This is a genomic window from Acinetobacter sp. YH12043 (genome assembly GCF_013419915.1).
In the GTDB taxonomy this organism is placed as follows: Bacteria; Pseudomonadota; Gammaproteobacteria; order Pseudomonadales; family Moraxellaceae; genus Acinetobacter.
In genome coordinates this window covers 52,328-65,361 of record NZ_VOZD01000013.1, presented here as the reverse complement: position 1 = coordinate 65,361, position 13,034 = coordinate 52,328, and the positions used below count along the sequence as shown (strand labels likewise).

The window sequence follows — 13,034 nt, the reverse complement described above, 5'->3', positions numbered from 1 at the left end:
GGCAGGCAATACGGGACATTCTTTTATCCGATGAAACACATTCGGCTTATTTTTGTGGATCCTGTTCGACAATCTTTGTTGGATCGGCTTCCACAGGTGCATCCAGATCATTCAGTTCACTGGCAGTGACTTCATGAGCGCTGTTGGTCTCATCTTCATCTTCTAATAATTCAATTGGTTCATCAGCTTCGTTTAAATCATGCATTGAAGCTTCAGGAATGCTGTCCAGATCAAATTCAGGTGCTTGATTCAAAGTGAAGTTCAAACGCCCGCCCATCACACTGGCCAGTTCTTCCAGACCTTGCTTGTTTAGAGAAGAAAACAGTTGAATCGAGAAATCCAGCTTCATCTTTTTCAGTTTGGCTTTCACTTCTTGTAGCGCTTTCGAAGCAGGGCCACGGTTCAGCTTGTCGGCTTTGGTCAGCAGCACATGTACGAATAATTTACGTGAATACGCCCATTCCAGCATCATCACATCAAAGTGTTGTAGCGGATGACGGATATCCATCAGCAACACCAGACCTTGCAGGCTCTTGCGGTGAATCAGATAGTTTTCCAGTTCTTTCTGCCAGACAATTTTCATGGCTTCTGGGACCGCTGCATAGCCATAACCCGGTAAATCGACCAGACGCTGATCCGGATTGCCAAGGCTAAAGAAGTTGATCATCTGGGTACGGCCTGGTTTTTTGGACGCACGGGCCAACTGTTTCTGATTGGTCAGGGCATTGATGGCACTCGATTTACCCGCATTGGAACGGCCAGCAAAAGCCACCTCATAACCGGTATCTTCTACACACAAGCTGAGCTTGGGTGCACTCATCAGGAACTCAGCTTTGCGTAACCAGTTGAGGGCTTGTACCGAATATTCAGTAATGGCTGGATCGACCTTTTTTTCATAGCTGATCTTTTGCTTTGGGGCATTTGATGCCTTACTGTTTTTCGACTTTCCTCTGCTGTGATGCATGGCTCAACTTCAATGACTAATTATACAAGAAGCTATTATAAAGGAAGTCGGGCGGGCAAGCGAACTTTAGAATTGCCCAATAGAATAAGGGTATTAGAGATTGATCAGGCTAATTGGTGACTGGATACTAAAATGTTCCTTGGTCGGTTCAACGACATCACCCAGAATATATTGATCCAGACTGGTGTAGAACTGCTCCACAGCCTGATCCAGAATGCCTTTTAATCCGCAATTGGTACGTAATACACAGGGTGGATCATTACATTCCACAATCTGGTTGTCACGTTGCAGAATACGCACAATCTGTCCTAGCTGAACTTTCAGGGCAGCCGGATTAAGACGGATTCCACCGCCTTTACCGCGAGAGGTAATGAGCCAGTCCTGTTTCGCCATAAAGTAGGCAATTTTCATGGCATGGTTCTGTGAAATCTGTAAGCGCTCCGCCAGCTCGGCAATCGTATAAGGCAGATCGCGGGGTTGTGCAACATACATCAGTATGCGCAGCGCATAGTCAGTAAATTTATTCAGTTGCATGATAATACTGATGTTTTTGATGAAAAAAATTAGGGTTAGTCTAGCATACCAGGCTAACCCTCTGTTTTTATTTTAAGCTGAAGAAGCAGTTAGTGGCGTACACCACCTGTGCCAAAGGCTTCGCTATGAATGTTCTCAGCAGGAATTCCGCGAGCGACAAGCGCCTTTTGCTGTTCAGCCATAAATGGCATTGGGCCACAGAGATAGTAGTCTGCATTGGCTGGTAATAATGCGCTATCTACAGTGCTTAAGTCCAGTCGACCGGCAACATCATAATCCTCGCCCAGTTTATCGCTTGGGTGCGGGAATTCATAAGCAGTCATTGTGCTTAAACGTGGATATTTGGCTTTCAGGTCATGAATATGCTGTTTCATCGCATGAACCTGTTTGCTACGGCAGGCATGGATGAAAGTCACAGGTTGTGGCATGTCCAGAGTCACCAGCTGGTTTAGCATGGCCACCATTGGAGTCAGGCCTACACCGCCACTGATAAACACATTACGTTTGTTCGGATCGATCAGGTAGAAGTTACCTGTCGGTGCAGAGACTTCAATTTCTGAACCTTCTGGCAGGCTATGTAAAGTATTCGATACCCAACCTGGAACCATGTCGCCTTTCTGGTCTTCACGTTTCACCGAGATACGCAGGTAGTCTGCTTGTGGGCAAGTCGACAGGGTATATTGGCGTGGTTGTCTCAGATTTAACTCAGGTACAAACACACGTACAGAGATATATTGGCCAGCTTCATATTTCGGTAATGGACCGCCGTCGACTGGAGCCAGGTAGAAGGAAGTGATTTCATCACTTTCCACGACTTTCTTGGCAATCTTGAAGTTGCGCCAGCCTAACCAGCTGCCTTTAGTCTGTTCATGCTGGTCGTAAATCGCTTTTTCAGTTGCAATGAACAGATCCGCCAGTTGACCGTACGCTGCAGCCCAAGCATCAATCAATGGATCATCCATCGAAATGTTCAGCACTTCACTGATCGAATGCAACAGGTTTTCCCCAACAATACCGTAATCCGGTGCCTTAATGTTTAAGCTCACGTGTTTATGTGCGATCAGCTCAACCACGGGTAACAGCACAGATGGATCTTCGATATTTTCAGCATAAGCCAGAACCGCACCTGCCAAGGCTTGTGCTTGAGCTCCACTGCGTTGATGTCCCATGTTAAAGGTTTCTTTCAAATCAGGATTATTGCCTAGCATGCGGTTATAGAAATAACCGGTCAGGGCAACCCCATTTTCACGAAGTACAGGAACAGTGGCTTTTACAAGGTCAATTTGCTGTGGAGTCATAGCTGATCTCTCATGGCTGTTATTTATAAGATGTATTTAGAATACATCTTATAAAATGCTTTTACAATATAGTAAAAGCATAAAACCATAAAAAAATTATGGGATATAAAAATATCCCATAAAAATGATGTTTTCGATCGGAGAAAGGAAGGTTATTTGCGCCCGAAGAGGGAACCTAATAGACCACGCACAATTTTCTGTCCGGTACTACCACCCAGACTACGTGCTGCACTTTTGGCAAAGGTACCCACAATATCCTGAGTCAGTTTTTCACGTTGCTTGGCTGCACGCTCAGCTTCTTTTTGCTGTTCACGTGCCAAACGTTCCTGTTCCTTGGCTTGCTGTTTAGCCAGAGCTTCCTGTTCTTTGGCCTGTTGCTTGGCAAGTTCCGCAGCTTGAGCCTGCTGCTGAAGTTCCAGTACTTTTTGCTGCAGCATCTCATGCGCACTGTCACGGTCAACTTCCTGCTCATAAATACCAGCGACAATGCTTTGCTGCATCAGTGCTTTACGTTCTTCTGGTGTAATCGGGCTAAAAGAAGAATGTGGTGGCATGATCCAGCCACGTTCAACAATCTGTGGAGTCCCTTTTTCATCCAGACAGCTAATCAGCGCTTCACCTACAGCAAGTTCAGTAATCGCTTCCTGTACTTTAAATTCTGGATTGGCACGGAAGGTATCCGCCGCCGTTTTGACTGCCTTCTGGTCTTTAGGTGTGAAAGCGCGTAAAGCATGCTGAATACGGTTGCCGAGTTGTCCTAATACGCTTTCAGGTAAATCCAGTGGATTCTGGGTGACAAAATAAATCCCCACACCTTTGGAGCGGATCAGACGCACCACCTGTTCAATCTTTTCCTGCAGGGCGGGGCTGGCATTATCAAAGAGTAGGTGGGCTTCATCAAAGAAGAACACCAGTTTCGGTTTGTCCAGATCACCCACCTCTGGTAACTGTTCAAATAACTCTGACAGCATCCATAACAGGAAAGTGGCGTACAACTTCGGTGTGTTCATCAGCTTGTCGGCAGCCAGCAGATTGATATTGCCGCGGCCTTGGCTATCCGTTTGCAGGAAATCCATCAGGTCTAGTGCTGGCTCGCCAAAGAATTTATCCCCGCCTTGATCAGCAAGTGCCAATAAATTGCGTTGAATCGCACCGAGGCTGGCAGGCGATAGATTGCCATATTCCGCTTTAAAGTCTGCAGTATGTTCGCTGACATAACTCAGCATGGCTTTCAGGTCTTTAAAGTCGATCAGTAGCAGGCCCTGATCATCAGCAATCCGAAAGACGGCGGACAGTACTCCTTCTTGTGTGTCATTCAGGTTTAGGATACGGGCAAGGAGGAGTGGTCCAATTTCGGAAATCGTAGTACGGATCGGATGGCCTTGTTCACCAAACAGATCCCAGAATACGACCGGCGAAGCTTCAAAAGGAATTGAGTCAATATTCAGGCTTTTAATACGTTCATCAAACTTAGGATTACTTTCGCCTGGCTTGGCCAGGCTGGAAACATCTCCCTTGGCATCGGCAAGGAACACGGGTACACCAATGCGAGAAAAGCTTTCTGCCAAAACTTTCAAGGTTACCGTTTTGCCGGTTCCGGTCGCGCCGGCAATCAGTCCGTGACGGTTGGCAAGCTGTGAATGCAGCACAATATCTTGCGTGGTATCACTGGTTTTTTTAGCAATAATGATCGGTGTATTCATTAACTTGAAAACCTCTATATAAATTTTTGTCTTTTGGAATACTTAAATTTCCCTTATGCAGGGATTTGTGATTTAAGTCTCTTTTTTGGTTTATTGTGTTACATGTTAAGGTATTTTGACTTTATTGTTGAAATTGTATTCATTTTTTGTAATATTCACCATTCATTTTATTTTTAATAACATTATGAAAAATAAAATTTTAATTTAATAGCTTTTAATAAATAGTTTGAAAACGGTTAGAGGGTGTAAATGAAACTTAACAAACAATTATTAGCAATGTTAGTGGGAACATCTGTATTTTTAACGGCATGTGGTGGTGATTCAGATAGCTCAATATCTACAAAGCCTACTGATCCAGTTCCACCAGAACAGCCAGGCGAAACGCTTACTACTATTCAAGATGTTGCAACTGTAGTAAGTGAAAAGGCAAATATTGCAGTTTTTGGTGAAGTGAATCCTAAATATTTTACAGAGACAGCATTAACATCAGGTCGGACTGTTTTATTGTTAGATGATAATGTGACAAAAGCAGCTGGATTTGCTTCACAGGTTGATTTAACTGCTTCATCGGCACAGAATCAAGCGAAAGTGAGATCAGTTGTATTAAATCAAAATTTAGATGAATTTAGTAAATTCTATTTAGCTGCATTTACTAATGCTCTTATCCAGCAAAATGCAAAAGTCAATATTTTAACTAATCGTGTATCTACGAATGCTCAAGGTGAAGTGGTTAATGTAATCTTGGATATTGATTTTTCTAATGCCAATGAACTGACTAAAGTTCGTGACCTGTTGTTATCTGTATTAAATTCAAATTCATCTGTTACTACTCCTGTAGCCGTACAAGCAAGTGATAAAAAATTACGTCTCAATTTATCTTTTTGGCTTGCAAACCAATCAGGTTATATTTGGGGAAATACTTACGTAGCGAGTAATAGTGATCAAGTTAACCAAGTATATGGTGATTTGAATATTGCTAGTGCTTTAAGTAGCAATGCGGTTATTGAAGTGGCTACAGCAAAAGAAACTTTTACTCAAACAACACAATCTGCAAATGCGGTTGACATTTTATGGAATATTGATTCTTCAGGTTCAATGTCTGAAGAACAGCGTAACTTGGCTAATGGTGCTGCACAGTTCTTTAAATCATTGAATCAAGCAGGTGTAGATTATCGTTTAGCAGTGAATACGCAGGATGCGTATGCATGTAAGTCGCTTAGAACTTTAAAAGATAAAACGACTAATTTTATTGATAGAAATACACCAGATGCAGAGCAAGAGTGGGCTACCTTGGCTCAACCTGGAACTTATGATTCAGCTACTGAAACAGGTTTTTACTGCGTTCGTGAAGCAGATTTGACTGGTTTTGATCGTCCAAATGTGAAAAATTTAGTAGTGTTTGTTTCAGATGAGCCTGAAAATGAAACATATTGGCAGTACAGTCCTGTATATAGTAACTATACACGACGAGATTTTAATGATTATAAAAATTATTTCTTGTCTACAAACACTACCTACTTTTCGATTGTGGGTACATCTGATCATATCCGTCCAACTTTTGCAGATCCTACAACTTCTTGGAGTACATTAGGATTTGAATGTAATGGTCAAGGAGGATCTGCTGAAGGAGGAGGGCACTTTAAAGAGATTGCACGTTTGACTGGTGGGGCTTCTGCTTCAATTTGTGCTGATGCTACAAGCTGGAATGTGGTATTTGATGACATTATCCGTGTAGCAACTGGTCTTGCAAGTCAGTTTAGTTTAAAACAGGTACCAGTACCTTCAACTGTTAAGGTGACAGTAAATGGTCAGAATGTTGGGCGTGATACAACACATCGACAAGGCTTTGATCTAGTTTATAGTAATTCTGGAGTAAGCTTAGTATTTTATGGAACGGCTTTACCAAAAGCAGGAGAGACCGTTTCTGTAAGCTATGATTACTTTAAGTAAAGCGAAACGATAATGTAAAAAATTGGGCAATTTGCCCAATTTTTTTATGTCTATATTTAAGCTAAGACTTTTAAAGCCTGTTTAATATCCTGAATCAGATCTTCCGGATGTTCTAGCCCAATACAGAAACGGACCAGAAAACCCTCTTTCAAATGTGAATGTTCAAGCACACGCATTTCTTTTAAGTTATATAGCATGACCAGACTGACAGGACCACCCCAGCTAAAGCCAAGCTTAAACAGTTTTAAGCTGTCACAGAAATTGCGAATATCTTGCAACTTGTAGTTATTGTCAAAAATCACGCTGACCAGTCCGGCACTGTGTCCTTGCTTGCAAATTTCTTTCCAGTATTCATGACCTGCGTTGTCAGTATCAGCCGGATGTAAGACCTGGACAAATTCTGGTTGCTGTTTGAGCCAGTGTAATAAGGTTAAGCAGCTTTGTGATTGATGTTCATATCGGAGTTGCATCGACGCCAGACTTCGTTGTACCTGAGCGACATCATCGCCTGATACAGAGATACCCTGAATGGCATGCGCACGGAACAATTTGTGATGCAGGTCTTTATCGCGGGTCACCACTGAACCCATCAGGATATCACCGCCACCACTTGGATATTTGGTCAGGGCATGCACAGTCATATCGACACTTATATGATCCTCACCAAAATCAAATGCATTAAAGGCAAGGCCTGCACCCCAGGTATTGTCCAGCGCAGTGAGGATGTTGTTCGCTTGGGCCTTCTTGACCAAGCGACTTAAATCGGGAAATTCTAAAGTCACGGAACCCGCCGCTTCAAGCCAAAGTAGTTTGGCTTTTTCCGAGGGCTGAAAAGTATCCGCATCTATCGCATTATAGACTTTGACTTGAATGCCATAGCGGGTTTCCAGGTTGCGTAGATGTTCCATGTTTGGACCATAGATATTATCCGCAACCCACACTTCATCGCCTTGGCTTAAAAAACAAGAATTCACGAGATTAATCGCGGATAAACCACTCGGTGCCAGCAAGCAATATTGACCGCCTTCGATCTGGGCAATGCTATCGCCTAAGGTAAATGTCGTCGGTGTACCATGCGTGCCATAGCTATAGTCATAGTCATCAGTCCAGTGGCGATTAAATAGGGCATCAGTATTGTTAAAGATGATGGTGGATGCACGAAACAGGGGAGGTTGAATACTGGAAATATATTGCGGGGCCTTTCGTGGTGCATGAATCAGCGCTGTTTGAGGATTTTTTTTCACGTGAATGCTCTTAAATGTAATCAAATATTGCTTTAGCTTAAGAGAATCTCATTATTGCTGCCAGTTATGTTGTGAAATGTTGAAAAAATTGACATTGCTAAAAAGTTGGCTTCATTTTTGCAAAACCTAAAATCAGAGAGCTACAACAAAAGGTTTAGGCGCATGAAGTCGCAGTTAAAAGTACATTATTTTCAGCATATTGCTGGCGAGGGTTTTGGTAGTTGTATTGATTTTTTAAAGCAGCATCAGGCGCAAATTACTGCGACTGAATTCTTTGCTTTACCCGTCGATCGTCCACTCGATATAGAAGCTTTACCAGCAGTTGAAGAAGTTGATTTGCTGATCATCATGGGAGGCACCATGAGTGTCAATGATGAGGCAAATTATCCATGGCTCAAGATCGAAAAACGCTGGTTACGCCGTTATCTTTCTCAAGGCAAACCGGCGATTGGCCTATGTTTAGGTGGGCAGCTGATTGCCAATGCCTTGGGTGCGGCCGTCAGCCGTAACCAGGAGCAGGAGTTAGGCTGGACCACGGTACGCAAAGTCGCGCATGTACCCGAGGATTGTTTTATTTTACCTGAACAGTTTGAAATTATGCAGTGGCATAGTGAAACCTTTGAACTACCTAAAGGGGCAATTCATCTGGCAGAAAATGAAGCCTGTCGTAATCAGATGTATCAACTCGGCAAGAATGTCTTGGGGTTCCAGTTTCATCCGGAAATCACCCCGGAAACTTTAAAGCTGTTTTTGGAAAATGAAGAAGAAACTTCACAATTTTCTGGAAAATATGTACAGGACATCCAACAACTGAAAAGAACAACCAAAAATAATTTTATCCAAGGAAATCAAATACTAAATCAAGCTATTCAGTATGTTTTGGAAAAAACGGCCTAGTGGGTAAAAAATAAACAATTGATTTCCCGAATAAATTGAAATACAGCAAGAAAAACTCTAAAAGGGATTTGCTTATGCAATAAACAATGGCTATAATAAGCGACCCTTCAATAGGAAGGGGGTTAACTACGAAGAAAGTAGTTAACTATCGTTACAGTCGTGGCATCGATCACGACCTTAGTGATATTTCACTGCTCTTGACACTTGCCTTAAAATAGTGGGGTGAGATGCGTCAAGAGTGATTCTTTATATATTTGGCTTGGAGTTAACTGGTATGTCTAACCAGAGAATTCGTATCCGTCTTAAGTCTTTTGATCACCGTCTTATTGATCAATCAGCTCAAGAAATCGTAGAAACAGCAAAACGTACTGGCGCACAAGTTTGTGGTCCAATTCCAATGCCTACACGCATTGAACGTTTTAACGTTTTAACATCACCACACGTTAACAAAGATGCGCGTGACCAATACGAGATCCGCACTTACAAACGTTTGATCGACATCGTTCAACCTACAGACAAAACTGTAGATGCATTGATGAAGTTAGATCTTGCAGCTGGTGTTGATGTTCAGATCGCATTGGGTTAAGGCTTTCGGGTTAATTAACGCTCTAAGTTAATTAGGCCGCTTTTTTAGAGGTTTATGCACATGGCTATTGGTTTAGTCGGTCGCAAGTGCGGTATGACACGTATCTTTACAGATGCTGGTGTTTCTGTGCCTGTTACAGTGATTGAGGTTGATCCTAACCGCATCACTCAAATCAAAACGCTTGAAACTGATGGTTATCAAGCGATTCAAATCACTACTGGTGAACGTCGCGAATCTCGCGTAACTAACGCTCAGAAAGGTCACTTCGCGAAAGCTGGTGTTGCTGCTGGTCGTCTGGTTCAAGAATTCCGCGTTTCAGAAGCTGAGCTTGAAGGTCGTGAAGTTGGCGCTACTATCGGTGTAGATCTGTTCACAGTTGGTCAAATTGTTGACGTAACTGGTCAGTCTAAAGGTAAAGGTTTCCAAGGTGGTGTTAAGCGTTGGAACTTCCGTACTCAAGACGCTACTCACGGTAACTCTGTTTCTCACCGTGTTCTAGGTTCTACAGGTCAAAACCAGACTCCTGGTCGCGTGTTCAAAGGCAAAAAAATGGCTGGCCATTTAGGTGCTGAACGCGTAACTGTACAGGGTCTTGAAATTGTATCTATCGACGCAGAACGTTCAGTTCTAGTAGTTAAAGGTGCGATTCCTGGCGCTACTGGTGGCGACGTAACTGTTCGTCCTACGATCAAGGCCTGAGGGGAAATAACGTGAATTTAAATACTGTTTCCGGCTCTGCTGTTGAATTATCAGAAGTTGCGTTCGGTCGTGAATTTAATGAAGCTCTTGTACACCAAGTTGTTACAGCTTACTTAGCTGGTGGTCGTCAAGGTTCTAAAGCTCAGAAATCACGTGCAGACGTTTCTGGCGGTGGTAAAAAACCATTCCGTCAAAAAGGTACTGGCCGCGCTCGTGCTGGTTCTATTCGTAGCCCAATCTGGGTTGGCGGTGGTAAAACTTTTGCTGCTCGTCCACAAGACTGGTCTCAAAAAGTAAACCGTAAAATGTACCGCGGTGCTATGCAATGCATCCTGGCTGAACTTGTTCGTCAAGATCGCTTAGTTCTAGTTGAAGAGTTTGCTGTTGCAGCTCCAAAAACTAAAGAATTGCTTGCAAAACTTAACGACTTGAATGCTACTCGTGCATTGATCGTTACTGATGCTGTTGATGAGAACTTGTATCTAGCTGCTCGTAACCTTCCACACGTTGATGTGGTTGATGCGACTGCAATCGATCCTGTTAGCTTGATCGCGTTCGATAAAGTTGTTATGTCTGTAGCTGCTGCTAAGAAAATTGAGGTAGAACTCGGATGAACAACGAACGTTTATATCAAGTCCTGCAAGGACCTGTTTTCTCAGAAAAAGCACAAGTTTTAGGTGAAACTGCTGGTGTTCAAGTATTCAAAGTTGCACTTGATGCAAACAAGCTTGAAATCAAAAAAGCAGTGGAACAATTGTTTGGTGTAGAAGTTGTTAAAGTTAACACTACGATCACTAAAGGTAAAACTAAACGCTTTGGTAAAACATTAGGACGTCGTTCTGATGTTAAAAAAGCATACGTCACCCTGAAAGCTGGCCAAGATGTTGAAATGGCTGACTTGGGCGATGCCGCTGAAAGCGCAGCGGAATAAGGACGAAAACTATGCCTATTCAAAAATGTAAGCCAACGTCTCCAGGACGTCGCTTTGTAGAGAAAGTGGTTCATGATCACCTTCACAAAGGCGCGCCTTATGCTCCACTAGTTGAAGCTAAAAAACGTACTGGCGGCCGTAATAACAACGGTCACATTACGACTCGTCACGTTGGTGGCGGTCACAAACAACACTACCGTTTAATCGACTTCAAACGTAACAAAGACGGCATCCCAGCTGTAGTTGAGCGTATTGAATACGATCCAAACCGTACTGCGCACATTGCGTTGTTGAAGTATGCTGACGGTGAACGTCGCTACATCATCGCGCCTAAAGGTTTACGCGCTGGTGATTCAGTTCAATCTGGTAACGATGCTCCAATCCGTCCAGGTAACTGCTTGCCACTTCGCAACATGCCTATCGGTTCTACTCTTCACAACATCGAACTTAAAATCGGTAAAGGCGCGCAGTTAGCTCGTTCAGCTGGTACTTCTGTTCAGTTGTTGGGTCGTGACGGTTCCTACGCTATCGTTCGTCTTCGTTCAGGCGAGATGCGTAAAATTCATGTTGAATGCCGCGCTGTGTTAGGTGAAGTATCTAACTCAGAAAGCAACCTTCGCTCACTAGGTAAAGCTGGTGCATCACGCTGGCGTGGTGTTCGTCCTACCGTTCGTGGTATGGCGATGAACCCAGTTGATCACCCACACGGTGGTGGTGAAGGGCGTAACAAAGGTATTCAACCTGTAAGCCCATGGGGTCAAAAAGCTAAAGGGTACAAAACACGTACCAACAAGCGTACGACTAAGATGATTATTCGCGACCGTCGCGTTAAGTAACAAGTAAAGGAATCTGACAATGCCTCGTTCTCTGAAAAAAGGCCCATTCGTCGATGCGCACTTGTTCGCTAAGGTTGAAGCGGCTATCGCGGCTAATAACCGTAAGCCGATCAAAACTTGGTCGCGTCGTTCGATGATCCTCCCGGATTTTGTTGGTTTAACAATTTCTGTACACAATGGCCGTAACCATGTTCCAGTGATCATCTCTGAACATATGGTTGGACACAAGCTTGGTGAATTTGCACCGACTCGTACCTACCGTGGTCACGGTGTTGACAAGAAATCTAAACGTTAATAGGTGCTATGATGGAAGTAACTGCTAAATTACGCGGTGCCGCTATCTCGGCACAAAAAGCTCGTTTGGTTGCAGATCTTATCCGCGGCAAATCTGTTGCGCACGCTCTTAACATCTTAAACTTCAGCAACAAAAAAGCTGCAGTATTGGTTAAGAAAGCGTTGGAATCTGCAATTGCAAACGCTGAACATAATAACAGTTTAGATGTAGACGACCTTAAAGTTTCTACGATCTACGTTGATGAAGGCATGAGCCTGAAACGTATTATGCCACGTGCTAAAGGCCGTGCAGATCGTATTACTAAGCGTACTTGTCACATCACCGTTAAGGTAGGGGTTTGATATGGGTCAGAAGGTTCATCCAATCGGTATCCGCCTAGGTGTTGTGAAACGTCATAACGCTAACTGGTATGCGAGTCCGAAACAATACGCTGAATACTTGCTTAAAGATTTGCAAGTTCGTGAGTTTTTAACTAAAAAACTTAAGAATGCAATGATCAGCAATATTCTTATCGAACGTCCAACAGGCGCTGCTAAAGTAACTATTAGCACTGCTCGTCCTGGTATCGTAATCGGTAAAAAAGGCGAAGACATTGAGAAATTACAACGCGAATTAACATCTATTATGGGTGTTCCTGCGCAAGTAAGTATCAACGAAATTGATCGTCCAGACTTAGACGCGCGTCTAGTTGCTGAAGCTATCGCTTCTCAATTGGAAAAACGTGTAATGTTCCGTCGTGCTATGAAGCGTGCGGTTCAAAACACTATGCGTGCTGGTGCGAAAGGTATCAAAGTAGAAGTTTCAGGCCGTTTAGGTGGTGCTGAGATTGCTCGTACTGAATGGTATCGTGAAGGTCGTGTACCTCTACATACTCTTCGTGCAGATATCGACTACGCGACTATGCGTGCTGAGACTACTTACGGTACGATTGGTGTTAAAGTTTGGATCTTCCGTGGCGAGATCTTGGGTGGCATGAAACAAGTCATGAACCCAGCTCCAGCTGAAGAACGTCCAGCTAAACGCGGTCGCGGTCGTGGTGAAGGTCAAGAGCGTCGTGGTCGTCGCAATGATCGTTCTGCTGAAAAAGGAGAATAATC

General features: G+C 43.5%; 15 protein-coding genes. 10 read left to right on the top strand and 5 right to left on the bottom strand.

From position 1 onward, the window contains the following. Window positions 1-46 precede the first annotated feature (46 nt). The 4 genes from yihA to FTU01_RS08270 all read right to left on the bottom strand — a co-directional run bounded on the left by yihA (window position 47) and on the right by FTU01_RS08270 (window position 4,499). The gene (yihA, locus tag FTU01_RS08285; protein ID WP_166135543.1) at window positions 47-964 is read right to left on the bottom strand and encodes a ribosome biogenesis GTP-binding protein YihA/YsxC; all 918 of its coding nucleotides are present in this window, start codon (window positions 962-964) and stop codon (window positions 47-49) included. Window positions 965-1,057: 93 nt separating this feature from the next. Continuing rightward, entirely contained in the window at window positions 1,058-1,498 is a 441-nt protein-coding gene (locus tag FTU01_RS08280) for an Rrf2 family transcriptional regulator (protein ID WP_004786937.1), read from the bottom strand. An 89-nt stretch (window positions 1,499-1,587) separates the two neighbouring features. Then, window positions 1,588-2,796, bottom strand: coding sequence for an NO-inducible flavohemoprotein (hmpA, locus tag FTU01_RS08275; protein ID WP_004786935.1), 1,209 nt, complete (start codon window positions 2,794-2,796; stop codon window positions 1,588-1,590). A 152-nt stretch (window positions 2,797-2,948) separates the two neighbouring features. After that, on the bottom strand, window positions 2,949-4,499 hold the full coding sequence (locus FTU01_RS08270; RefSeq protein WP_180047873.1) for a helicase HerA-like domain-containing protein: 1,551 nt from the start codon (window positions 4,497-4,499) through the stop codon (window positions 2,949-2,951). Between the two features lie 249 nt (window positions 4,500-4,748). Between FTU01_RS08270 and FTU01_RS15545 the strand changes: the two genes are divergently transcribed. Further along, on the top strand, window positions 4,749-6,449 hold the full coding sequence (locus FTU01_RS15545; protein ID WP_228154820.1) for a hypothetical protein: 1,701 nt from the start codon (window positions 4,749-4,751) through the stop codon (window positions 6,447-6,449). Between the two features lie 56 nt (window positions 6,450-6,505). Here FTU01_RS15545 and FTU01_RS08260 read toward each other — a convergent pair whose 3' ends face one another. Then, on the bottom strand, window positions 6,506-7,693 hold the full coding sequence (locus tag FTU01_RS08260) for a PLP-dependent transferase (RefSeq protein ID WP_180047875.1): 1,188 nt from the start codon (window positions 7,691-7,693) through the stop codon (window positions 6,506-6,508). Window positions 7,694-7,855: 162 nt separating this feature from the next. Between FTU01_RS08260 and FTU01_RS08255 the strand changes: the two genes are divergently transcribed. From FTU01_RS08255 to rpsC, 9 genes are all read left to right on the top strand, one after another. Next, on the top strand, window positions 7,856-8,590 hold the full coding sequence (locus FTU01_RS08255) for a type 1 glutamine amidotransferase (protein WP_180138755.1): 735 nt from the start codon (window positions 7,856-7,858) through the stop codon (window positions 8,588-8,590). Between the two features lie 274 nt (window positions 8,591-8,864). Continuing rightward, entirely contained in the window at window positions 8,865-9,176 is a 312-nt protein-coding gene (rpsJ, locus tag FTU01_RS08250) for a 30S ribosomal protein S10 (protein ID WP_000070912.1), read from the top strand. 60 nt (window positions 9,177-9,236) lie between these two features. Then, complete coding sequence (rplC, locus tag FTU01_RS08245) at window positions 9,237-9,875, top strand: 50S ribosomal protein L3 (RefSeq protein ID WP_005233737.1); 639 nt, start codon at window positions 9,237-9,239, stop codon at window positions 9,873-9,875. 11 nt (window positions 9,876-9,886) lie between these two features. Then, complete coding sequence (rplD, locus tag FTU01_RS08240) at window positions 9,887-10,489, top strand: 50S ribosomal protein L4 (RefSeq protein ID WP_004786925.1); 603 nt, start codon at window positions 9,887-9,889, stop codon at window positions 10,487-10,489. Beyond that, window positions 10,486-10,806 carry a 50S ribosomal protein L23 gene (gene rplW, locus FTU01_RS08235; protein ID WP_004786923.1) on the top strand — a complete coding sequence of 107 codons (321 nt, stop codon included), beginning with the start codon at window positions 10,486-10,488 and terminating at the stop codon, window positions 10,804-10,806. The genes rplD and rplW overlap by 4 nt, the downstream gene beginning before the upstream one ends. Window positions 10,807-10,817: 11 nt before the next feature. After that, complete coding sequence (gene rplB / locus FTU01_RS08230; protein ID WP_005233738.1) at window positions 10,818-11,642, top strand: 50S ribosomal protein L2; 825 nt, start codon at window positions 10,818-10,820, stop codon at window positions 11,640-11,642. Window positions 11,643-11,661: 19 nt separating this feature from the next. Next, the gene (rpsS, locus tag FTU01_RS08225; protein ID WP_004673001.1) at window positions 11,662-11,937 is read left to right on the top strand and encodes a 30S ribosomal protein S19; all 276 of its coding nucleotides are present in this window, start codon (window positions 11,662-11,664) and stop codon (window positions 11,935-11,937) included. A gap of 11 nt (window positions 11,938-11,948) precedes the next feature. After that, complete coding sequence (gene rplV, locus FTU01_RS08220; RefSeq protein WP_001982638.1) at window positions 11,949-12,278, top strand: 50S ribosomal protein L22; 330 nt, start codon at window positions 11,949-11,951, stop codon at window positions 12,276-12,278. 1 nt (window position 12,279) lies between these two features. Continuing rightward, window positions 12,280-13,032: a 30S ribosomal protein S3 gene (gene rpsC, locus FTU01_RS08215; protein ID WP_004786918.1), complete on the top strand. Its 753-nt coding sequence runs from the start codon at window positions 12,280-12,282 to the stop codon at window positions 13,030-13,032. Window positions 13,033-13,034: the final 2 nt, after the last annotated feature.